The 22,762-nt window shown below is 67.2% G+C and carries 18 protein-coding genes; 3 read left to right on the top strand and 15 right to left on the bottom strand.

The features are described from left to right. Positions 1 to 3: 3 nt before the first annotated feature. From wzy to BGO15_RS13845, 7 genes are all read right to left on the bottom strand, one after another. Positions 4 to 1,527: an O-antigen polysaccharide polymerase Wzy gene (gene wzy / locus BGO15_RS13875; protein ID WP_273190709.1), complete on the bottom strand. Its 1,524-nt coding sequence runs from the start codon at positions 1,525 to 1,527 to the stop codon at positions 4 to 6. Continuing rightward, positions 1,511 to 2,476, bottom strand: a complete 966-nt coding sequence (locus tag BGO15_RS13870; protein WP_162237850.1) for a polysaccharide pyruvyl transferase family protein — start codon at positions 2,474 to 2,476, stop codon at positions 1,511 to 1,513. The genes wzy and BGO15_RS13870 overlap by 17 nt, the downstream gene beginning before the upstream one ends. 41 nt (positions 2,477 to 2,517) lie before the next feature. Next, positions 2,518 to 3,681: a polysaccharide biosynthesis protein gene (locus BGO15_RS13865; protein WP_056206449.1), complete on the bottom strand. Its 1,164-nt coding sequence runs from the start codon at positions 3,679 to 3,681 to the stop codon at positions 2,518 to 2,520. After that, positions 3,669 to 4,619, bottom strand: coding sequence for a glycosyltransferase family 4 protein (locus BGO15_RS13860; protein WP_162237849.1), 951 nt, complete (start codon positions 4,617 to 4,619; stop codon positions 3,669 to 3,671). Before BGO15_RS13860 ends, BGO15_RS13865 begins: the two co-directional genes overlap by 13 nt. Before the next feature lie 107 nt (positions 4,620 to 4,726). Further along, on the bottom strand, positions 4,727 to 5,857 hold the full coding sequence (locus BGO15_RS13855) for a glycosyltransferase (RefSeq protein ID WP_056206453.1): 1,131 nt from the start codon (positions 5,855 to 5,857) through the stop codon (positions 4,727 to 4,729). Between the two features lie 70 nt (positions 5,858 to 5,927). After that, the gene (locus BGO15_RS13850; RefSeq protein ID WP_200934400.1) at positions 5,928 to 7,475 is read right to left on the bottom strand and encodes a sugar transferase; all 1,548 of its coding nucleotides are present in this window, start codon (positions 7,473 to 7,475) and stop codon (positions 5,928 to 5,930) included. Between the two features lie 194 nt (positions 7,476 to 7,669). After that, complete coding sequence (locus BGO15_RS13845; protein WP_056206455.1) at positions 7,670 to 9,118, bottom strand: tyrosine-protein kinase domain-containing protein; 1,449 nt, start codon at positions 9,116 to 9,118, stop codon at positions 7,670 to 7,672. Between the two features lie 97 nt (positions 9,119 to 9,215). Between BGO15_RS13845 and BGO15_RS13840 the strand changes: the two genes are divergently transcribed. From BGO15_RS13840 to BGO15_RS13830, 3 genes are all read left to right on the top strand, one after another. Next, on the top strand, positions 9,216 to 9,959 hold the full coding sequence (locus tag BGO15_RS13840) for a CPBP family intramembrane glutamic endopeptidase (RefSeq protein WP_056519222.1): 744 nt from the start codon (positions 9,216 to 9,218) through the stop codon (positions 9,957 to 9,959). A gap of 30 nt (positions 9,960 to 9,989) precedes the next feature. Continuing rightward, complete coding sequence (locus BGO15_RS13835) at positions 9,990 to 11,792, top strand: DUF4012 domain-containing protein (protein WP_056519219.1); 1,803 nt, start codon at positions 9,990 to 9,992, stop codon at positions 11,790 to 11,792. Between the two features lie 163 nt (positions 11,793 to 11,955). After that, a complete protein-coding gene (locus BGO15_RS13830) occupies positions 11,956 to 12,561 on the top strand; it encodes a hypothetical protein (protein ID WP_273190721.1) in 606 nt (201 codons plus the stop codon). A gap of 357 nt (positions 12,562 to 12,918) precedes the next feature. On the opposite strand, the gene BGO15_RS13825 is transcribed toward BGO15_RS13830, so the two are convergent. From BGO15_RS13825 to infA, 8 genes are all read right to left on the bottom strand, one after another. Then, complete coding sequence (locus BGO15_RS13825; protein ID WP_156454763.1) at positions 12,919 to 14,508, bottom strand: chitinase; 1,590 nt, start codon at positions 14,506 to 14,508, stop codon at positions 12,919 to 12,921. Beyond that, a complete protein-coding gene (locus BGO15_RS13820; protein WP_200934399.1) occupies positions 14,505 to 18,851 on the bottom strand; it encodes a glycosyltransferase family 2 protein in 4,347 nt (1,448 codons plus the stop codon). The genes BGO15_RS13825 and BGO15_RS13820 overlap by 4 nt, the downstream gene beginning before the upstream one ends. Positions 18,852 to 19,179: 328 nt before the next feature. After that, the gene (rplQ, locus tag BGO15_RS13815) at positions 19,180 to 19,734 is read right to left on the bottom strand and encodes a 50S ribosomal protein L17 (RefSeq protein WP_056206466.1); all 555 of its coding nucleotides are present in this window, start codon (positions 19,732 to 19,734) and stop codon (positions 19,180 to 19,182) included. 48 nt (positions 19,735 to 19,782) lie between these two features. Next, positions 19,783 to 20,772: a DNA-directed RNA polymerase subunit alpha gene (locus tag BGO15_RS13810; protein ID WP_045246414.1), complete on the bottom strand. Its 990-nt coding sequence runs from the start codon at positions 20,770 to 20,772 to the stop codon at positions 19,783 to 19,785. 189 nt (positions 20,773 to 20,961) lie between these two features. Further along, complete coding sequence (gene rpsK / locus BGO15_RS13805) at positions 20,962 to 21,360, bottom strand: 30S ribosomal protein S11 (RefSeq protein ID WP_045246416.1); 399 nt, start codon at positions 21,358 to 21,360, stop codon at positions 20,962 to 20,964. Between the two features lie 31 nt (positions 21,361 to 21,391). Then, a complete protein-coding gene (rpsM, locus tag BGO15_RS13800) occupies positions 21,392 to 21,772 on the bottom strand; it encodes a 30S ribosomal protein S13 (RefSeq protein WP_045246417.1) in 381 nt (126 codons plus the stop codon). A gap of 170 nt (positions 21,773 to 21,942) precedes the next feature. Continuing rightward, positions 21,943 to 22,059 carry a 50S ribosomal protein L36 gene (rpmJ, locus tag BGO15_RS13795; protein WP_022893853.1) on the bottom strand — a complete coding sequence of 39 codons (117 nt, stop codon included), beginning with the start codon at positions 22,057 to 22,059 and terminating at the stop codon, positions 21,943 to 21,945. A gap of 74 nt (positions 22,060 to 22,133) precedes the next feature. Further along, entirely contained in the window at positions 22,134 to 22,355 is a 222-nt protein-coding gene (gene infA, locus BGO15_RS13790; protein ID WP_013583992.1) for a translation initiation factor IF-1, read from the bottom strand. Positions 22,356 to 22,762 lie beyond the last annotated feature (407 nt).

Genomic DNA, 22,762 nt, shown 5'->3' with positions numbered 1-22,762 from the left:
CGCCTAACCCCATCCACCACCGGAAACAACCGAAGTGACACCACACCACGGGACTTGACCCCGGGCGCTGCCTTCAGGCGGGGCCATTCGCGCGACGACGAGGAAACGTATGGCAGCCCAGACCGCAAGCATGAATACGACCGACGTGACGTTGTGGTACGCATCGCCGCGAATGACGGGGAAGAAATAGGAAGCCATCAGCGCGTAGACCACGATCCCGTCGATGCTGACGATGGTCGTGCGAAGCCGTGAGTAGAGGCGTGTCAGGACGATCCCGAGGATGAAGAATACGACGAGCACACCGATCCAACCGAAGTTGGCGAACGACTCCCCGATCGCCGAAATGCTCGTTTCGACTTGATTGGGCCCATAGAAGCGCGGGACGAATTCCGATGTGAACCACGCGTTTCCGCCGCCGGCGGGCTTGTCCGGCCACACCGCACGGGGAATCAGCCATGTGAAGATCGGCTCATATGTTTGCCCGAGTTGAAGGGGTGTTGATCCCGAAGAGATCTCGCGGTACGTCACGAGGAGCGTGTCAAGAGGAACTGCCTCGACTCCGCCCAGCGTGCTGGCCGTAACGTCGTTGAACCGTGCGACGACGAAACTCCACGCATCGGCTCCAGGTGCTGCGAACGTACGGTCTCTCAGGAGCGCGCCAAGCGTCAGCAGCAGTGCGAATCCGGCCGCGCCCGCCGCCAGAACGCCCCCGAGCCCGAATGGCCTCCGCAGGTAGTGGATGAGGAGCATCAACGGCAACAGCGTTCCTGTGATGATCGCTGCCCTGCCCCCGCTCAACGTTGCCGTGGTCAAAGCGATGACGATCGCGATGATCGTCAACACACGCATGGACGTGGGCGTGTGCTGTCCGCTGAGCCAGTGCGCGACCCCATAGAACGTCAAGACGAGCAGCGGGACCCCAGACAGGGTGACGAATGAGACTCCCTCGAGAGAGGAGCTTCGGAGCGCAAGACCGTCGATGTACGCGATGATGCCGCCGGCGCGCACGATCAACCACCCATAGCCTCCGAGCGCCAGTCCCATGGAGAGAACCGTCCACCATGCCCAACGAGTGGAATTGACGCTCGCGGACCGAGTCAGGTTGAGCGGCAAGCGATTCGCGACAGGACGCGCGAACAACCAGAAGCCCATCACCAGACACCAGTAGGCGACCCCGACCAACGTCATCACGCCCGCCAGTTCGCTCTCGATCGCCGCCGAAACGATCTGACCGTCAGCTGTTGCCGCAGGACTGGTGAACCCCGTGTCGAGGATGTAGTTGGCCTTCGCCACGTAGAGGAAGGCAAAAATGGCGGAAAGAAGGTTGAGTGGAGAAAGGATGTCCCTCGCCCGCCGAGTCTCCACAACGCACACGAACGCGATAGTGGCGAGCAGGGTATACGCGCGAGGCCGTGTCGACCAGGTCGCAATATGCGGAACGAGAATTGCCACGAGCACCATCAGGCCCGACCCGAGCAGCCACAGCCGCTGGCGGGCCATCGCCGATACGTCAGCTAATGCGGGCACAGGCATCCTCCAACAGCTCCTGCTGCCTCAGGATGTAATCGGTACGAGCCGATCGCGGGTCGAAGCCGGAATCGATATGCGCAATACCGGAATCAGCGACGAACGTTCTCACCTTCTTGTTCTCCCCAATCGCGACCGACGGAACCCCCGCTCGAGACGCCATGATCAACGCGTGAAGCCTCGAGGCCACGACGAGCTCAGCATCGGCGATTGTGGTGTAAACGTCGCGCCAATCGCGAACCAGAGGCGTGAGTTCAACCGAGACATGCTGGGCCGTGAGCCGTTCAGCAAGTGTACGGCTCACGAGTTCGTCGTCACCCTCCTGGTCCATCCGCACAATTGCCACGTTGCGTCGACCGGAACGCAACACTTGATCGATGACCTGTTCGATCTGCGGGGCGGTCGTGCGTCCGCTCAGCGCGACGACCGTTTGGTTGCCCGGACGGGAACCGCGCTCGGGCACCCAGCCATAGAAGGCATCCCCCGAGAGGGTGGGACTGACGCCGGTCTTCTCATGGACGAGCGCTGCGGAGTCGGCGTCTCGCACGGCAACCATGTGGGCACGGTTCACCGTGCGCTTCAGGAGGGTGGCGCCGCGCGCCGGCCACTTCTCCGCACCGACTCCCACGAATGAGTACGGGATTCGCATGGTCGCGGCCACGCCGGAGACCGCGAGCACGTATCGGATAAGGCCTCGAGGGATGAGCCCGTACTGCGGCGCTTCGTTCTCTGCCAACAGCGTGCCTCCGCCGATCACCACGTGATCCGCTCCGGCAAACGCCGCGCGTAGCTCGCCGACTCCGCGAAGCGGCACACGCTCGATGCCCGAATCAGTGGTCGGCGTGTCCGACCACTCACCACCGAGCGATGCGACGACATCGTTCCCTGCGCGCTGCAGAACCCCTGCTAGAGCATCCGTAAGGGCCTCATCGCCGATGTTCCGCGGCATCCCTTGACCGGATGCGCAGGCTGCTGATGCGATGACAACTCTCACTTGACTGCCTTTCGTGCGATGAAGAGAAGGACGAACAGTACCGATTCCGAACACGCCATCGACAGCGCGACGAAATCGGGGCCGTGGGGAAGGGCGATGGCCACCGCCACCAGCGCGATCGCGCCAGTCGACAACGACACGATCAGCCGGACGAGTGGTTTCCCGAGCCCCGTGAGCACCGCCGCTTGGCCGTAGTTTGCGAACTTCAGCGGCAAGGCGCAAGAGAGGATGACGAGCGCAGTCACGGTCGCCGCGTGCTGCTCGGCGTGGGACAACAGGACAGCTCCCAGCGTTCCGGTGGCGATCGCCGCGGGAACTCCGAGCGCCGCGAGGCCCCAGACCAGCTTCCCACCGGAACGACGTCGCGCGATCTGCGGGAGATACATCTGAGAGATGCTTCCCGGAACGATCTCGACGGGTTGCACCAATCGCGTCGCGGTCGCGAGGACTGCCGCGTCGCTGATCGGAGCAAACGCAGCCATGAGGACGACCGGAATCTGAGAGTATGCACCGGCAGCCATCGTCGGAAGTCCGAACTGCACTGCCGACATCCATTCCCGGCCCACCGTCGGCAGGCGTGGATTTCTCTGATAGTCACCGCGGAGTGAGACGACGACGATCCCCGTCGCTGCGATGACAGCAATCGCCGTGCCGGCCACAATCGACCCGACCCCGACGCGCGCGATCAACGCGAGCGCGATGCCGCCCTTGATGACGGCAAGCCCGAGGTCGACAGCGCGATACTTGCTGAGTTGATGATGACGCAACCAACGTACGCGGGTCACTCTGGCGAAGTTCTCCGCGACCGGCAGAAGTCCGACTGCGCCGATCGCCCAACTCGAGCTCGTCAGGTCGCCTCGGAGCGCGACGGCCCCCACGATGATGAACACGGTGATGGAGATCATCCCCGCAACCGCCTGTAGGCCATACATTCGCCGCACCGAGGTCTCATACTCATCCTCAGAGGGGATGACCGACAGATAGGCCACGGCGCCGGGATCGAGGAGCACCTGGGTCGCGGCAGACAGCCCCATCGCGACCGCGAGCCAGGCGTAGTCGGTATGCGGCAGGGCGGCGGTTCCCGCGAGCAGGATCGCCAGGTTCCCCAGTCGCGACAGCACCGCGAAGAGTGCGGTGAGGCCGGAGGTCAGCATGACCACCTCTGAAGCTGACCGTCAATTGCTCCAGCGACCGCCGGATCCGTATAGCGCACCGGCAGGTCCGGGCCGGACGCGGAGCGCCCGTCCCGCACAATGCGCTCAATTGCGGCCGCAAGCTCTTGAGCATCACCTGGTGTCGTTCGCATGCCGCGCTTCGTCGCGAGCACAATCTCTGCTGCGCCACCGGCGTCCGCCACGATCGTATGGGCGCCGGACGCGAGGCCTTGAATGATCACCTGACCGAACGGCTCGGGCGTGGTGGACGTGTGGACCAAGATGTCGGTGTCTGCGAGCAGGTCGTCGACATTGTCGACGTGACCCACGAACGCCACAGGGAACCGCATGTTCCGCGCGCGCTCCTTCAACGATGCCTCGTACTCCTCTTCGCCGAAGTGCGCAGCCCCTGCGATCGTGATCTCGAGGCCCATATCCGCCGGCAATCGCTCACTGAGAATCGCCAAGGCGTCGAGGAGGACGTGGATCCCCTTCCACGGCGTGAGTCGGCTCAACGAGAGCACCTTGACGGGACGGTTGAGTGCATCGTTGCGAACTCGAATGTCGGGAGTAAGGATCCCCGACGGTGTGCCCACGACGACAGCGCGACGACGAAGCGACCGCGGAAGGGATCCGACTGTGAACTCACTGTTGGCGAGAAGCACAGCCGCCGATCGGAGGATGACCAACTCGATGAGGAGTCGTTTCGGTAGAGAGAAGTAGCCCCCACGAACCGCGTCCTGCACGTAGATCACGTGTCTGCGACGCGGCACACGTGCAATCGCGACGACCAACGCCGCACGCAGTGTATTGCTCATGACGACGAGGCTCGAGTCTTCCCGAAGGAGGCGACGGAGCCGGCGCCCCGGGGACTTGTCGACCAGCACGGGCGTTCCGCGCTCGCTCAAGATCCGGGTCAGCCATCCGTCGGCGAAGGAGATCACGCGATCTACCCGACGTGAGTGCTCTGCATATCTGACCAGTCCGAGTTCCGCTCCGCCGGGCGCAGCGGAGTGGGTCACGACGATCCAGCGTGGGTTACGCGACATGTTCACGAGATGTCCGAATCGGAGAGCCACGCATGAATCGACCGATCGAAGTTGGAAACGTCGAACTCGAGGGAACGGCGTCGACACTCATCCGGACTGGAGCCGATCGCCTTCTGAATCGCCTCGACCGCGTCCGACGCCGACGCGACATCGAACGTCGAGCCCACACGCGAAGACCCCAGGATCTCGGCCGCACCCCCGATCGCGTTGACGACGATGGGCGTACCGGAAGCCAGCGCTTCGACCGGCATGATCCCGAAGTCCTCCACTGCGGGGAACACGAAAGCTGCGGCACGCGAGTAAAGCGAGTGCAGCAAGTCGTCGCTGACGCGCCCCGCGAAGTACACCGGGACGGCTGAGTCAGCGGCGATCGCCTCCAAACGGGGTCTGTCGGGACCGGAACCGGCGACGACGAGCGGCAGCCCTGCGGCGCTAGCCGCGGCGATCGCGGCGTCGATACGCTTGTAGGTCACGAGTCGTGAAGCGGCAAGGAGAAACGGCTCGCTGGTCCAGCGGGGCACACCCCAAGCGACCGGGTCCTCGACCTGCATCACCCGTCGGGATATCTCGGCCGCCGCCACCGGGGGATAGATGACTCTCGAGTCTCGCTCCCACGCGCGCATGATGCGTTGGCGGACAAACTCGCTGTTCGCGGCGATACTGTCGAGCTCACCCGCTCTCTGACGATCGATCGGTCGCAGGAGCGGAGAAGCGATGCGGGCCGCCACGTTCGCACCGCGGGGATCCACCTCAGGCGCCCAAATATAGCGAGCGGGAGTATGGACGTACGCGAGCTTCTTCAGGTCGCGGTTTGCGCGCTCCGAGTAGTGATGGGCGAAGAGGTGGGTGCTGATAATCGCCCAGCGGTGGTGTGCACCGACGTTTCGCCATGCGATGGGCATCATCGGAAGCGCGAGCGCCTTCCTGCGTCGCAGGGGGGTCCGCGCGAGCCAGGACTCCCTCACCGACGTTGGGTCAATGCGCTCTCCGTCGACCCACAGACAGTGAAGCTCAGCACCCGGGAGCAGTCCACGAAGGCGATCAACCACCGCCTCTGCGCCGCCGTGGCTCTCGTACCATTCATGGACGATGACGCCGTCGGTCGTGACGTCGTCAGGGCCGATCTCGCTCACGAGAAGTCTCCAGGTGTTGAGGCGAACGAGGCAGACGAAGCAGCCCGCATGCGAGCTGAGAATGATGAGATCAGTGCGCGGTCTCCCCCGGGGAGAGAACGGCGCGAAGCGTCTTGAACAGGATTGCGATATCGCCCACGAGTGACCAGTTCTCGACGTAGTACAGGTCGAGGCGGACGGCGTCTTCCCAGTCCAAGCTGCTTCGACCGCTCACTTGCCAGAGACCGGTGAGGCCGGGACGGGCGAGAAGCCGCCGGCGCGCCGCATCGGAGTAGAGCGCTACCTCTGCAGCAATCTGCGGGCGAGGACCGATGAGACTCATCGTGCCCCCAAGGACGTTGAACAACTGCGGCAACTCGTCCAGCGAGTATTTCCGGATGAATCGGCCGACGGGCGTGATGCGCGGGTCGTTCTTGATCTTGAAGAGCGGCTTCTCGCTCGTCCCCTGCTCCTCGAGCAACGCCTTGAGCTCGCGATCCGCACCGACTCTCATGGAACGAAATTTGCGCATGTAGAAGGGATTCCCACGCAGTCCGATCCTCTCCTGCTTGTACAGGACCGGGCCGATGCTGGTTGCCGACACGGCCACCGTCACCGCCAGAAGCACCGGGGAGAGCAGCGCGACCAATATCGACGCTCCAACCAGGTCGAACGTCCTCTTCACGAACCGCTGTCCCATCGAGAATCGCGGCGTCTCCACGTGGATGAGCGGCAGACCCGCAACCGGTCGAGTGTGGAGACGGGGACCAGCGATGTCCACGATGCTGGGCGCGAGAACGAGGTGCTGTCGGCCCGCCTCGAGGCTCCACGAGATCTGCTTGACCTTGTCGGGGGGAAGGTCGTCCGTGCTCGTTACCGCGACCGTGTCTGCAAGAGTCGCATCGACCGCGCGCTCCACCGCATCGACACTCCCCATGATGGGAATGTCCGTTCCCGGGATATGGTCAGCGATCTTCCCGTGAGGAACGCACGCACCGACGACGAGGTATCCAGCCGATGCTGATCGTTCGAGTTCCCGTGCAATCTGCGCGACCGAGTCGACGGACCCGACGAGAAGCACGCGAGCCGACCACCGACCGTGCTCCCGTTGAGCAATGAGCCACTGGCGCCACAGCCACCGTTCGAACATCAACACCACGACACCCACAGGCAGGCTGATGAGCAGGAACCCTCGGGCGAGGTCGACCTTCGCGAGGAAGGCCACGATCGCGATTGCGCCGAACACCCGCAGGCTCGAATCCACGACCCGCACGTACTCGGTCGTGCCGGTGCCGATGACCCGATAGCTACGCGAGTCAGACCATGCGAGTGCACCCATCCACAGGAGGATCAGAGCGATCGAGAACGCCCAGTAGGAGACGGGGTCGAGCTGAGTCTGCTCGCCGAGGGCAAGCTGGACGTCGCCGAAACCGAACCACGCGATCTGCGTTCCGAAGACCACCCAGACCAACACCAGAAGGTCAGATATCGCGAGCCTGCGCTGATAAGCCGTCCGCCACGATGGGGTCAGCCGCGTCGGATTCGATCGCTCACGGTTCGGGCCAGCTGCGCTCCGCGCGGCCGACGCGTCGTCATTTGCATTCTGAGCGGTCAGCTCTGCCTCCACGCTGGATGTCACGTCAACCTCCCCGTCGGCTGAGTTGAGGTGGCGAACCTCGGAATCCGCCGGTGAGCACCTTACCGTCGGCTTGTGTCGCACATGTGTCGGGTACGGGGCCACGCACGCGCGGTCGCGCAACACATCGTCCTCGCGCCTCGATCATCAACATCCATGTGAGCCGGCGGACCGCTCTGCGGGAGCCGGACGACCTCTCAGTCACCCTCACGCGGAGCGGTCGGCACGGCTCGACGCCCCTGCTTTCGTCGCGCGCGCTTCGCTGAGGCGGACGTCGATCCATATCCGCCATATCCATAGCTGTAGCCGTAGCCATAGCCATAGCCATATGCGTCCGGCCCACGCACCGGAACCATGGACAGGACGATACCGCCCACCTTTGCGCCGACGGTCTCAAGAGCGTCGAGCGCTGCACCGAGCTGACCCTTCGTCGTTCGACCCGCGGACACCACCACAATCGCCGCGGACGCGACCTTCGAGAGAACCGCAGCGTCCGTCACGGGAAGGAGCGGCGGAGCATCGAGGATGACGATGTCGAACTCACGTGAAAGAACGTCGAGCAACTGCGACATCTGCGCTGACCCCAGCAGTTCGCTCGGGTTCGGCGGGACCTTTCCGGCCGGCAGTACGTAAAGCGAACGCTGACCCCACGGAAGCATGACATCGGTCAATCGCGCCCGCCCGATGAGAACATCCGTCAGTCCAGCGCCACCCTCAACACCGAGATACTCCGCAACCTTCGGCTTGCGAAGGTCCGTGTCGATAAGCGCGACGCGTTTGCCTGCGTCAGCGAGCGCGATCGCCAAGTTCACCGACGTCGTCGACTTGCCTTCGGACGGAAGGCTCGATGTGATGACGAAGACATGGCCGCCGTCCATCTCCAGGAACTGGAGATTCGTCCGCAGTGCGCGGAAGGATTCGGATCGCGCGTTGTGCGGATCCGCTTGCAAGATGATCGGTCGCTCCGCTGCTTTGGAGTCGAAGGGAATCGCGCCGATGATCGGGCGATCACTGACACTCTCGATATCGCGGATCGATCGGATCTTGTTGTCGAGCACCTGCCGCAGGACCGCGAAAATGATGCCGAGCGCAAGTCCGATGATCCCGCCGAGGACAAGGTTGAGGGGGACGTTCGGGCTGACGGGCGCGGTCGGCGGGGTCGCGGTCGTGGTCGTGGTCAGCTTCACCGGGCTCTCGCCCGACGTGCTGGACGGCTCGATCTCGGGAACGGTCTCCGTGAGGCTAGCGCTCACGGCGTTCGCGATCGCTGCGGCCTGCGCGGGATCCGGATCGGTTGCTGAGATCTGAATGAGCGTCGTATTGAGCGCGTTCGACGCGCTCACTTGCTTGCTCAACTCGTCGGGAGTCACGGAGAGCCGAAGCTTGTCGATGGTCTTCTGCAGGACCGTCTGCTGGGTGACGAGCTTCGTGTACGTCGTCACCCGCGCCTGCGTGAAGCTCGATCCCTGCTGGAGCTCCTGCACCGTGTTGCCCTGCTGAGTCGACACGAACACCGTCGCCTCGGCCTGGTACATGGGTGTCCGCGTGAGTGAGTAGCCCGCGGCCGCCCCCAGCCCAATGAGGGTGATGGCGACGATGACGAGCCAGTTCTTTCGCAGAACTCTGATGTAGTCGCTGAGCTCCATGGCGCCTTTCCCCGGTGATACGGGCTTCATCCTGCCACAACGCATGTTTCTGACTGGTGACCGCGACGCAACGAACGTGCGCCGGTACTCTGGCCGCGTGACCGACCCGCTCACCGACGAACCCTCCCCCGTGAGCACACGTCGCGCGACCCGACACCAATGGGGCTTGCGCGTGCTCGGCGTCTCGCTGTCGGCGCTGGCACTCGCGATCCTCATCTCGGCCACCGCGCTCAGCGCCACTGACCTTGCGACCGGCACCCTCATCGCCGACGTCGCGGTGCTCGCCGCGATGGCGACGGGAGTGGTCGTCGGCTTCGTCTACGGGGCGCCCCGGGGCATCCTTCGATTCCGTTCGCGAGACCTGCTCTACGGCGTCGTCATCGGACTCGCCCTGCGCCTCGTGCAAGGCCTCGTCGCCCAGGCGGCACGAGGAGGAGCGGCCGCCTGGCCCACCGCCACCCTCGATCTGCAGTGGGTCGTGTTCGGCGCCCTCGTTCCGGTCGTCGTCTCACCCCTTCTCGAGGAGCTCTTCTTCCGAGGGGTGCTGCTGCTCTCCGCCGACACGGTGTTCCGACGCCTCACGGGCAGCCGCGTGCTTGCGGGCATCGCGGCGACCCTCGTGAGCAGTGCACTGTTCGTCCTCGCCCACGGTCTGACGTCGACGCTCGACGTCAGCGCCATCGTCTCGCTGGGCGCCGTGGCGCTCGTCACCGGCACGATCGTTCTCGTGCAGCGACGACTGTGGACCGCCATCGTCGTTCACGCAGTGTTCAACGTCACATTCGTCATCTTGCAGCTCGCAGGGTCCCTCGGCACCGCGGGGGCACCGTCGCTGTCGTGACAGCGGATGCCTCCCGCTTAGGGTGATCGCATGACCGCCGCCCGTGCACGCCGCCGCTCTCGCCACGCGCGCCGCTGGGCGATCTACGCCTGCTGGGGCGTGCTCGCCGTCGCCGTCGCCGTCGGAACATGGGTCGGCGTGCGTGGAGCCCTGGCCGCACAGCATCTACTCGAGGCGAAGTCACTCGCGAGCACCGTGCAGTCGAGCATCTCGAAAGACCCTGCCGGAGCACGTGCAGCTCTGTCGCAGCTCGAGGCCGACGCCAGCGAGGCCCGCACCCTCACCAGCGACCCGATCTGGTCGGCGGCGTCCCACCTGCCCTGGATCGGCCCCCAATTGCACGCCGTCTCCACGCTCGCGACCGCACTGCTTGCGACGTCGACCGACGTGATCGAGCCGCTCGTGTCGGCGACCGACAATCTCAACCTCTCGCTGTTCACCCCGAAGGACGGCGCCATCGACCTGACGCCCGTCGCGGCGCTCGCGCAGCCGTCTGCAGGCGCGGCGACCGCCGCGGCCCAGGCGAGCGCCGAGGTCAACAGCCTCGATCGTTCGGCACTCCTGCCCGCTCTGCGCGCACCCGTGACCGAGGCATCCGATCTGCTCAGCACTGTCGCCGAGGGCACCGACGCCCTGCGACGCACGACCGCGCTGTTGCCGGCGATGCTCGGAGCGGACGGCCCGCGCAACTATCTGCTGATGTTCCAGAATCCGGCCGAGCTGCGCACGCTCGGCGGCATCGCGGGCGCACTCGCCCTGGTGCACACCGATCACGGCAAGATCACCTTCACCGTCGAGGACATCCAGAAGGTGCTGCCGAACACCGGTGAGCCCGTGACGACACTCGATGCCGCCACGCTGGCGCTCTTCAGCGAGAAGCCGGCGACCTACTACCAGAACGTCACCTCGGTGCCCGACTTCGCGACGGCCGCGCAGCTGCTGCAGGACTTCTGGAAGCGCACCCAGAGCACACCGATCGACGGAGTGATCAGCGCAGACCCGGTGGCACTCAGCTACCTGCTGAGCGCGACCGGTCCGCTTTCGCTGCGCACCGGGGACACCCTGAGTGCCGACAACGCCGTGCAGTTGCTGCTCAACGAGGTCTACCTGCGCTACGGCGCCGACACCCCCGCGAAGGCCAATGCGCAGCAGAACGCGTTCTTCGCGGTCGCGGCCACCGCCGTGTTCAACGCCCTCTCGTCGGGAAAGGGCGACCCCGCGAAGCTGATCGACGCGCTCGGACGGGCGGGCTCGGAGCGACGCCTGCTGATCGCGAGCAACCATCCGACTGAACAGGCCGTGCTCGACGGCACCCTGCTGCAGGGCACGCTGCCCGAGGCGTCCGTCGACCAGACACCGGTCGCGATGTATCTCATGGACACGGTCGGATCGAAAATCGACTACTACCTGAAGGTCGGTGCGGATGTCTCGTGGTGCGGCGCACCTGCGGTGAACACCCCTGGGACGGCGTCACTCAACGTCACACTCACGAGCACCGTGCCCGCCGACGGGGCGACCGCTCTCCCCTGGTACATCACCGGCGGCGGGGCCTTCGGAACAGCCCCCGGCATCGTCGGTGTCGCGGTGACGGTCTATCTACCATCCGGCATGCAACTCGCGCAATCTGCATCGACAAGCACCGGGGCACCGATCACAGTGTTCAGCGACCGGGGCCGAACGGTGCTGAGGTGGAACGAAAACCTTGCGCCGCAAGGGAAGTCGGCGGTCTCGATCCGGCTCGCCACCGACCACGCGAGCGCTCCGCTTTCGCTGGTGACGACTCCGACTATTTACCCAATCGAAACATCTGGGCTGGGAAATTCCTGCGGCTAGCCGCCATACTGGCTGTGCGGTGTCGATGGGGTTCCGCTAGCGGGGGTATCCGTGGGGGCATCAATCCATCGGGCAGTTCGGCTGGCGCTGCATCGCCGTGAGCTTCACATCCCCCGTCGCTCCCGATATCCACATTCAGACAGCCACCGAACAGGAACACCACATGACGCACAAGATCAAGCGGGCCCTCGCCATCACGGCGATGGCGCTGATGCTCGCGGTGGGTGGCGCTTTCGTCGCACAGCCCGCCTTCGCTGCGGGTTACTCGGGCACCCCGAGCGACCCGACTCCTACTCCCGAGAGCTTCCCTGCGGGAACGGTCATCCTCCCCGCCGGCACGGCGCCGACCCTGCCCGGCCCGGGCAGCTCGGCCACCTTCGTGCTCGGCGGCTACTCCGCCTACGAGGTCGTCACCTTCACCCTCACGGGTGAAGGCATCACGGCGGGTTCGCTCGCCACGATCGTCAAGTCGGTCGTCGGCACCGCCTCGGTCACCAAGAAGGCGAACTCGTCGGGCCAGATCCAGCTCACCGTCAGCATCCCCGTCGGCGCCAGCGGCTTCTCGCTCGGCGGCGGCAACCTGCCTGCCGTCACCGGCGGCGGAAGCAGCGGCACGACCACCAACCCCGGCAGCTCGCTCCCGCGCACGGGTGCGGACTCGACCATGCTGCTCACCCTCTGGGTGGCCGGCGGCGCTCTCGCCCTCGCGGGCGCGTCGATCGTGGTCGGCACGGCGGTTCGCCGCCAGCGCGCAACGGTCGCCAAGTAACTCCCCAATAGCGAAGGGGCCCCGGACACTGTCCGGGGCCCCTTCGTCGTTCTCGGCTTTCGAGGACCCCCATCCTCGGCGCCGACCCGGGCCGACTCAGACTGCGTGAATCGCGTACGCAGCCAGAGCGATGACCCCCAGTGCGAGAAGCACCATGAGCACATACGCGCTCCAGTGCACCCCCTGCCGCACCGGCGGGCGGCGAGAACGTGACCGCGATCGCTTTGATGTGGGCACGCTCGAAAGCTAGCGGCCCCCAGTTACCAGCCGGTTACGCGGAGGGCACAGGGCACTATGGCGTCGCCCGAGCCGGGGTTGCGACCTGCCTGCAGCGGGTCGGCGGGACGAGGCATCCGTCTACTGGCCGAGAACCTGCCACGGCGACCGCTCGTGATCGGTCTGCGACAGCGACGGGTCATCGCCCTGCGTCCACCACTTCGCGACGTACGGAGTCGAACCCACCTGCACCTTGTCACCGGCGTGATAGGCGACCGACGCCGACCAGGCCGCGTAGGTTCCGGGGGCGACGCTCGGCAACGCGTACGGGGTGTCGGTCGCCAGCACCGGGCCGACGAGCGTCCAGGCGCTCTCGGTCGCCGCGAGAGTCGGGTCATCCGGTTGGGGATTGCCCTGCGTCCAGTACTTCGCCACGTAGACGTTGCCGTGCCAGACGACCTTCACACCCACCGAGTAGGACTGGTCGGGCGACCAGATCGGGTACGGCGCCGTCGACGGGTCGTCGGAGGTCACCGGCGTCGGCACGCTCGACGCCGCCGGCGATGCGCTCGGCCGCTGCGTGAGCCCCGCCGACAGCACGGTCGCAAACGACTGCCCGCCCTGGTCGACACCGCTGCAGTCGGTCGAGACCACCTTCGGGTCGGGATAGTTCGGCCCGCAGGTGCGGTCGCGATTCAACGACCACATCGACATGCGGCCGATCGCCTTCGACACCGCGAACTCACTCAGCTTCTGCGCGTCGGCGATGGTGAAGACCTCGGATGTCACATCGTTCTGCCCGATCATCGGCGTGGACCCGATCAGGGCCCATGCACCGCCCTCGGGAAGGGTGATCTTGGCCGCGCTCCACAGCGCTTCGACCTGGTCATGCGTCGCGCTCAACGCGTCGATCGCGACCTGCCCCATCGTCGCACCGCCGAGGTCGACGTTGTAGTCCATCGTCATCGCGTTCACACCCGAGAGCGTCACGCCCGCAGCCAGCAGCGTGCGCACCGCCGCCTGACCATCGGAGGTGAGCCCCTGACGGCCCACCGGCAGCGTCACCCACACCTCGAGCGGCTGCCCCTTCGCCGCACGCTCCTTCTGCAGCGCGGCAACCGCCTGCGCCCGCCGTGTGGCGGCGGCCGTATCGGTGAGGGCGGCGCCCTCGATGTCGAGATCGATCGAGCCCACCTCGTAGCGGTCGATCACCGCCGCGTACGCCTTCTGCAGCGACGCCTCATCGGCGCACGCCGACGCGAGCTCGGTGTTCTTCTGACCGCCGAACGACACCATCGCGTCGCCCCCCTGGGAGCGCAGCTTCGCAAGACGGCGATCGAGGTCGAGAGCGGATGCCGCGGCATCCAATGTGTACGCGGCACCCCACGTGGGCACGCACTGATCCTTCGCCTGCGCGACGACGAACGCGAGCACGACCTCGCTCTCGGGGGCTCCCGTCTCGGTGACGAAGTCCTGCTGCCGGGTGGTGGTCACATCGACATACGGGGCGAACCATCCGGTCAACGCGGCGGGCGTCACCTGCGCCTGACGCAGCAGATACGGCACACCGAACGCACCGCCCGTGATGACCGCGGTGACGACGGCAAGCGCGAGCAGCACCCGCCACACGGACAACCGCTTGCCCTCGTGGCGGCTGGGACGGCGGGGGGCGCGCGCGGGAGCGGTGGTGGTGCCGGAACCGCTCGCGTCACCCGTGGGCTCGACGCTCACTCCGAACCCGGCCACAGGTCACGCTGGCGGGCGCGCTTCGCGCGCGGAACCTGCTGATCGGCGGCGTACTGCTGCGCGCGCTCGCGCGGCGGCACCGGAGCCCGACGGTCACCGTGGTAGCCGCGGTACTCGGGCTCGTCGGGCCACAGCGGGGTGCCCGTGGCCCGTTCGCGGGCGCGCGGCAGGATGCGATCCTGTCCCGGGTTCCAGTCGGCGGGCATCGACTGTCCGGGCTCGGGCACCGATGGCCACAGCGGGGCGTTCTGCCACGCCGCGTTCTCGAGGTCGCGCATCTGCGGGCGCGTGTAACCCTGCGGCCCGTTGGCACCCGGGGCGACCTCACGGCGGCGCGGCGGGTAGTTCTGCGCCGGCGGGGCGGCCGGGTAGCCCGCCGCCGGGTAGGCGGGCGGGTAGGGCGCAGCGCCGGGCGCGGCGGGGTAGCCGGGCTGCGCGGGGTAGCCCGACTGTGCGGGGTAACCCGACTGAGCCGGGTGGCCGTTCTGGGGGTAACCGGCGGGCGGGTTGCCGCTCGCCGGGGGCTGAGCGGGCTGGCCCGACTGCGCGGCATACCCCTGCGTGGGGTAGCCGCCCTGGGCGGGGCCGGCCTGCGCCGGGTAGCCGGGCTGCGCGGGGTAGCCCGGCTGCTGCGTGGGGAAGGCGTTCGCGCCGGGCTGGCCCGCACCCGCCGGCGGCATGCCGGGGTAGGCGGGAGCGGGCGGGTAGGCGCCAGGCACCGAGGACGCGGCCGGAGCGGTGAACTGCTGCGCCGGCGGGTAGGGCTGCCCCTGAGGCGAGCCGGTGGCCGGGTAGGCGTCGCCCCGGGGGTCGAATGCCCCATGGGGCTGGCCCGACGGCGCACCGTACTGCGGAGCGAACGACGGCATCGGCGCCCCGGGGGGCACTGGCACCGCCTGCGCCCGGATCGGCGCCGCCTGCGGGTGCGACTGAGGGGCATAGACGGGCTGCGCGGGCGGCTGCGGCTGGGCGTAAGCGGGCTGGGTGTAGGACGGCTGAGCGGGTGCGGCCGGCTGCGCGTAGTTCGGCGGAGTCGGCGCCGCGTACGTCGGCTGCGTGGAGCCGGGCTGCGTGGGCTGCGCAAAGCCGGGCGCCGCGAACGGCTGTGCCCCGGCGCCGCTCGGCGGCGGCACAGGACGCGGCGGTGCGACGGGCATCTGCGGAGCGGACGCCTGCGGCGCCCCGGCACCCGCCGACGCCGCCGGCCGCTGCACCCACGGCTGCGGCTCCGGTCGCTCGTGCTGCGCGAAGAACGCCCGCTGGTGCTCCGTCACCTCGTGCAGTGCCTGCGCCTCGCCTTCGGCGTGCGCCGCGGCGGGGTGATACGGCCCCACGACGTGCACGTAGGGACTCGCCGTCTCGCGCGACGCGGGTGCCGGCTGCGAGGCGACGGATGCCGCGGCATCCACAATCTCGACCGGCGGCGGCATCGGGTTCTCCCGCTCCGCCGCGGCGCGCGCGGCGTTGGAGCGCTCGCGCTGAGCCGCACGCCACGCGGCCGCGCGCTCGGCGGGGCTCTCCGAGTGCGACCCGATCGGTGCGACAGGGATCTGCGTCTCGTCGCGCTCGTAATCGTCGGATGCCGCGGCGTGACGCGGCGACACGGGAGGAGTGATCCCGGCAGCGAACACGGGCACGGCAGGGGCCTCGGCGTCGACGAGCGCCGGGCGGGGCGCGGCATCCGATCGGTCGTCCTGCGCGACCGCCTGCAGCAGTTCCTCGACAGCCTCGACCCCGGCGAACTCGGCCGGCACCGTGACCGCACCGGTCGCATCGGCGGCGAACGCCGGCGCGGGCGCGGCATCCGGCTCGAGGACCGGGGGACGGTCGGAGACCATGCGGCCCTCTGCATCGACCACCGCGAGCTCCGCGTCGATCTCGACCACGGCGAACGGCGTTCCGGATGTCGGCGCGACCACCGGCGGTTCGGCGGCGGGCGCCGCGACCGGCGCCGCGGGGCGCGCCACGCGCGGCTCGGCGTCGATCACCGGCAGCTCGATCGTCTGCGTCGGCACGTGCTTCTTCTTCACGGGAGGAGTCGCCGCCGCGGACGCCACCGGCACGGCGACAGGCGTGCGCCGGCGACGGCGCACGCGACCCTTGCGCCCCTCGGCGCCCGGCGGGGCAGGGCCGACCTCGAGCGCCTCGCGCCAGTCGAACTCCTCGACCGCCGCGGCCTGGCGCACACGCTTCGGCTTCTTCTCGACCCACATCCAGTCGGTCAAGCCGATCCACAGGTCGATGATCGAGTTGCGGATGCCGATGTACGCGAGGATCGCCCACGACGCGCACACCGCATTCACGACCGCGAAGGCGAAGTTGCCCCAGTTGTGGTTGACGAACGCGAGCCAGCCGACGTAGATCGAGAAGAACACGATCGCGTACGGCGCGACGATGTAGAGCAGCGGCGCACCGGTGCGGTCGGCGACCTTCGGGGTGCGGGCGAACGGGATCTTGCGCCCGGTCACCGCCTGCTCGATCGACTTGATGACGCCCGCGAGGTTCACCGGCAGCAGGATCAGGTTGAAGCCGTAGATGCGCACGACATCCATCGCCTTGTACCCGGTGTAGCGCAGGTCGAAGGCCATCGCGATGAAGTACGGGAGCGCGCCCGCCAGCACGAGCGGGCTCACCAGACGGTTGTCGTACGGGTAGGCCAGCAGGAAGACGAGGCCGAAGCTCGCCCACGCGATCGAGGCCATGTAGTTCACCCGGATCGCGAGCTCCATGGCCTTCATCGGATCGCCGGCCTTGCGGCGCTCCTTCGCGGTGCGCCAGAGCTTCGGCATGATCAGCAGGCCGCCGTTCGCCCACCGACGGCGCTGCACGATGAGCGAACCCCAGTCCGGCGGCGTCGCCGAATAGCTCAGCCGCTCGGGGTAGTTCACGAGCGACCAGCCGTGCTCCCCCAGATCGACGCTCGACTCGGTGTCCTCGATGACGGTGCGGTCCTGCACGTAACGGCGCACCTCGAAGCCGTTCTCGACATCGATCTGCATGATGTCGTCGAGAGCGTCCATACGGATGACGGCGTTCGCCCCCACCCAGAAGGTCGCGTTGTGGGCGGTCATGCCCTGGTGCAGGATGTGCTGCAGATCGGTGGTCGCGCCCGCCAGCCGCTCGATGCGCGTCGGCGCACCGCGGAACGACGAGTACGGCGTCTGCGTCACCGCGACCCGCTCGTTACCCGGCTGCTCGAGGAAGTAGACGAGGCGCAGGCAGTACTCGCGCAGCAGCAGCGAGTCGGCATCGAGAGTGAGCACGAAGTCGCAGTACGGGATGCTGACGGCGTTCGCCGCGCCCGCCGGAGCCGGCATGAGCAGCAGACCCTCGTCGGACTCCACCTCGAGGTAGCGGCCGCCGATGAGCCCGATGTACGAGTTCAGGTTCATCGCCTTGTTGGCCTCGGCCGACAGGTTCGCGTAGCGCTTGCGCTCGAACGCGCCGATCTCGACCGTGAAGATCCACGCCAGACGACGGTGCAGCTGCATCAGGCGCGCGAGCGGGATCTCCTCGCCACCCGCGAGCGCGGCGCGCAGGTTGAGCTCGGTCGCCTCGAGGTCGCCCGCGAGCCCCAGCAGGATCTCGTCGATGTAGAACGCGTCTACGTGGTCGTCGCGGTGCTCCTGCGCGGCCTGGTCGCGCAGCCAGGCGGCACCGAACCCGTACTCGATCGCGAGGCGCTCGATCGCGCCCTCGGGAAGCTCGCGCTCGTCACCCGCCACGAGCAGCTCGTGCTCGAGCGTCAGCAGCGCCTCGCCGAACCTCTCCCGCGGAACCCGGAGGCGCTCCATGATCTCTTCGGGGATGCCGCGGGTCTCCGTCAGACGCGCCAGCACATCCGGCTTCGTCGGATTCGGGCTGTCATCGATGAGAAGCACGATGCGCTGCGACGGGTACTCCTGCAGCGCCGCCGACCAGATCGTCTTGCGGATGACATCCGGCTCCTCGGCGTACGAGGGGATGAGCACCGTGAGAGGGCGGTCGTGGTGGAAGAAGTGACGGTCGAGCTCCGCACGCGTCACACGCACATGCTCGACGAACCGGTTGAAGGCGCCCTGCCGCTGGATCAGGTACATGAGCGCAGAGAAGGTCAGCGCCGTGACCACCACGACGTACGAGAGCGCTTCGACCACGCGCCAGCCGTTGCCGAATCCGTCGGTGAAGAACTGGTTCACCACGACGCTCAGCACATAGATCGCCCAGATGACGATCGTGAGCTGGATCGCCAGACGACCGAGAGCGAGCTTCGCGGCGGACGGGCGTCCGTGCACGGCGGAGAGAGGAGCGGGGTCGCGCTCCGTACCCCACTGCCGGCGTCGCGCCATGGGCTCTTCTTTGCTGTATTCGGGATGGGCGGCGCAGGGTCTGCGGATGACCCCGGGGCATCCTGCACTGGACACTCCGGGGCCATCGATGACCCTCGTTGCGTGGCCGGGTGAGCCGGGGGTCTACGCGTTCGGGTTCGCGCCTCCATCGACGCTAGGGGAATCGGCCGAGCGGAGGCGCCCACTTCGCGAAGCCTTGACATTCGGATTGCGGTCTTGCGGAAATCTTGCGGAAATCTTGAGGTTTCTGGGTCCGGTACGACGCCCGGAAACGACGATGGCCCGCACCCTCAGCGGGTGCGGGCCATCGAACAGCGGATGCTGCGGCTTACTTGGCGTCCTCGTCGGCCGCGGTCTCCTCGGCGGGAGCCTCGGTCTCGGCGACGTCAGCCTCGGGAGCCTCCTCGACCGGAGCCTCGACGACCTCCTCGGCGGGGGTCTCCTCGGCAGGGGCCTCGGCCGGAGCCTCGGCAGGGGCGGCCTTCGGAGCAGCAGCCTTCTTGGCAGCCGGCTTCTTCTTCGCGACCGGCTCGAGCACGAGCTCGATCACGGCGAGGGGCGCGTTGTCACCCTTGCGGTTGCCGACCTTGGTGATGCGGGTGTAGCCGCCCTCACGCTCGGCGACCAGCGGCGCGATCTCGGTGAAGAGGACGTGCACGACCTCTTTGTCACCGATCACGCTCAGCACGCGACGACGCGCGTGCAGGTCGCCGCGCTTCGCGAACGTGATGAGACGCTCGGCCAGCGGACGCAGGCGCTTGGCCTTGGTCTCGGTGGTCGTGATCGACTTGTGGGTGAACAGCGCCGCGGCGAGGTTCGCAAGCAGCAGGCGCTCGTGGGCGGGGCCGCCTCCGAGGCGGGGACCCTTCGTGGGCTTAGGCATGTCTCAATCGCTCCAGTGTGTGGTCGAAGTCTTCGGTGTCTGCGGGTGTCAGACGGTCTCGTCGTCGTAGCCGCCGTAGAACTGGGCGCCGTCGAAACCGGGCACCGAGTCCTTCAGCGACAGACCGAGCGAGACGAGCTTGTCGCGCACCTCGTCGACCGACTTCTGACCGAAGTTGCGGATGTTCATGAGCTGCGTCTCCGAGAGGGCGACGAGCTCGGCGACGGTGTTGATGCCCTCGCGCTTGAGGCAGTTGTACGAACGCACCGACAGATCGAGGTCCTCGATCGGCATCGACAGCTCGTTCGAGAGCACCGTCTCGACCGGCGCGGGGCCGATCTCGATGCCCTCGGCCTCAACGTTCAGCTCGCGGGCGAGACCGAACAGCTCGGTGAGCGTGCGACCGGCCGAGGCCACCGCGTCGCGCGGGGCGATCGCAGCCTTGGTCTCGACGTCGAGCACGAGCTTGTCGAAGTCGGTGCGCTCACCGGCACGCGTCGCGTCGACGCGGTAGCTGACCTTGAGCACCGGCGAGTAGATCGAGTCGATCGGGATCTGCCCGGCCTCGGCGTACTCGTTGCGGTTCTGGGTCGCCGACACGTAGCCGCGGCCGCGCTCGATGGTGAGCTCGAGCTCGAAGCGAGCGGTGTCGTTGAGCGTCGCGATGACCAGCTCGGGGTTGTGCACCTCGACACCGGCCGGAGCCGAGATGTCGGCGGCCGTGACCTCGCCGGCGCCCGTCTTGCGCAGGTACGCGGTGATGGGCTCGTCGCGCTCGCTGGAGACGACCAGCTGCTTGATGTTGAGGATGATCTCGGTCACATCCTCCTTCACACCGGGGATGGTGCTGAACTCGTGGAGGACTCCGTCGATGCGGATGCTCGTGACGGCCGCGCCGGGGATCGACGAGAGGAGGCTGCGACGCAGCGCGTTTCCGATGGTGTAACCGAAGCCGGGCTCGAGCGGCTCGATGACGAAACGGCTACGGAACTCCTCGATCTTCTCCTCGGTCAGAGTGGGACGCTGTGCGATGAGCACGATGTGTTCCTTTCGGCTAAGTGCCCGCTATATGACACTTTGCTGGTGTTGAGGTGTTGAGTTGTGATCAGCGGATGCCACGCGCGCGCCGCGCGATCGCTCGACGCGCGGGCCGCGGCATCCTGTCAAACAGCGGATGCCGAGACCGCTCACCCGACACGCGGGAGGAGCGGCCCCGGCTCCGGACGATCAGACGCGGCGGCGCTTCGGCGGACGGCAGCCGTTGTGGGCCTGCGGCGTCACGTCCTGGATCGAGCCCACCTCGAGGCCGGCGGCCTGCAGCGAGCGGATCGCGGTCTCGCGGCCCGAACCCGGGCCCTTCACGAAGACGTCGACCTTCTTGACACCGTGCTCGGCGGCCTGACGGGCGGCCGACTCGGCGGCCATGCCGGCCGCGTACGGGGTCGACTTGCGCGAGCCCTTGAAGCCCACGCCACCGGACGAGGCCCAGCTGATCACAGCGCCCGACGGGTCGGTGATCGAGACGATCGTGTTGTTGAACGTCGACTTGATGTGGGCCTGGCCCAGCGCGATGTTCTTCTTCTCCTTGCGGCGCGGCTTGCGCGCAGCGGTCTTGGGTGCAGCCATGCGAATTCTCTCCTAAACCTTCTGGCGCGCTTTACTTCTTGCCGGCCTTTTTCTTGCCCGCGACCGTGCGCTTGGGACCCTTGCGGGTACGCGCGTTGGTCTTGGTGCGCTGACCGCGCACGGGCAAGCCACGACGGTGGCGGAGGCCCTCGTAGGAACCGATCTCGACCTTGCGGCGGATGTCGGCGGCCACCTCACGGCGGAGGTCACCCTCGACCTTGTAGGTGCCCTCGATGTAGTCGCGGAGGGCGACGAGCTGGTCGTCGGTGAGGTCCTTCACGCGGATGTCCTCGCTGATCTCGGTCGCCTTGAGGATGTCGATCGAGCGGGTACGGCCGATGCCGTAGATGTAGGTCAGGGCGATGACCACGCGCTTGTCGCGCGGGATGTCGACGCCGGCGAGACGTGCCATGCGGCTCTCCTAGGAGTGTCGTCGGAGGTGTGGAGCAGGATCGGTGCTCGGGCCTCCGACCCGAGGTGTCCCCCGCGCGATGCGGGTTCTGATCCTGCCTGGTGTGGTGTGTTCAGTTGTGGGGTTCGGGATGCCGCGGCCCGCGGCATCCCGACGAAGCTTCTGTCTGCTCAGCCCTGGCGCTGCTTGTGGCGCGGGTTCGACTTGCAGATGACCATCACGTTGCCGTGGCGGCGGATGACCTTGCAGTGGTCGCAGATCGGCTTGACCGAGGGGTTGACCTTCATGATGCGTTTCCTGTTCGCTGTCTTCGTTCCCCCGCCGGAGCCGGGGACGTTACTTCTCGACCGGAGTGCTGCCGTCAGCGGTAGCGGTAGACGATGCGGCCGCGGGTCAGGTCGTAGGGGCTGAGCTCCACGACCACGCGGTCTTCGGGGATGATGCGGATGTAGTTCTGCCGCATCTTTCCGGAGATCGTTGCCAGCACCTTGTGACCGTTGGTGAGCTCGACGCGGAACATCGCGTTGGGGAGCGCCTCGGACACCGTGCCTTCGATCTCGATGACACCGTCTTTCTTTGCCATAGCCTCGCTGACGACGGGCAGACCGGTCGGTCTGCGGTGGATGGGGTTCGGTGCAACGACACGCCAATAAAGGCGCAAAGCACCAAAGATCAATCGTACGTGATATCGGATGCCGCGGCAACCCGGGCGTGTCGGTGGGGGTGGCGGCGCGTGGTCGCGCGGCGCGGCGTGCGGTCGCGTGGTGTGGCGTGGCCTGGTGTTGTCGCGACGTGTGGCGTGGTCGGGGTGGTGTGGTGTGGTGTGGCGTGACGCCCATCCGCTTTCGCCGAGTCAACGACTTCTCGCCGAATCCGGTCGCCGCCGGCGGGGCGGAGGTATGCATTCGGCGCGGGGGCGTGGATTCGACGCTGGGGCGTGGATTCGGCGCTGGGGTGTGGATTCGGCGCCGAGCACGAGCGCGAGGCTCG

Origin of the sequence: Microbacterium sp. 71-23 (assembly GCF_001897265.1) — a bacterium.
GTDB classification, from domain to species: Bacteria; Actinomycetota; Actinomycetes; order Actinomycetales; family Microbacteriaceae; genus Microbacterium; species Microbacterium ginsengisoli.
The sequence above is the reverse complement of the archived record's forward strand: the minus strand, read 5'-3'. Positions and strand labels throughout refer to the sequence as shown.

Bases quoted from the DNA above. Each gene is read 5' to 3' on its own strand.
- BGO15_RS13870 (WP_162237850.1), bottom strand. From the start codon at position 2,476: ATGCCGCGGAACATCGGCGATGAGGCCCTTACGGATGCTCTAGCAGGG.
- BGO15_RS13845 (WP_056206455.1), bottom strand. From the start codon at position 9,118: ATGGAGCTCAGCGACTACATCAGAGTTCTGCGAAAGAACTGGCTCGTC.
- BGO15_RS13835 (WP_056519219.1), top strand. From the start codon at position 9,990: ATGACCGCCGCCCGTGCACGCCGCCGCTCTCGCCACGCGCGCCGCTGG.
- BGO15_RS13830 (WP_273190721.1), top strand. From the start codon at position 11,956: ATGACGCACAAGATCAAGCGGGCCCTCGCCATCACGGCGATGGCGCTG.
- BGO15_RS13820 (WP_200934399.1), bottom strand. From the start codon at position 18,851: ATGGCGCGACGCCGGCAGTGGGGTACGGAGCGCGACCCCGCTCCTCTC.
- rplQ (WP_056206466.1), bottom strand. From the start codon at position 19,734: ATGCCTAAGCCCACGAAGGGTCCCCGCCTCGGAGGCGGCCCCGCCCAC.
- rpsK (WP_045246416.1), bottom strand. From the start codon at position 21,360: ATGGCTGCACCCAAGACCGCTGCGCGCAAGCCGCGCCGCAAGGAGAAG.
- rpsM (WP_045246417.1), bottom strand. From the start codon at position 21,772: ATGGCACGTCTCGCCGGCGTCGACATCCCGCGCGACAAGCGCGTGGTC.
- rpmJ (WP_022893853.1), bottom strand. From the start codon at position 22,059: ATGAAGGTCAACCCCTCGGTCAAGCCGATCTGCGACCACTGCAAGGTC.
- infA (WP_013583992.1), bottom strand. From the start codon at position 22,355: ATGGCAAAGAAAGACGGTGTCATCGAGATCGAAGGCACGGTGTCCGAG.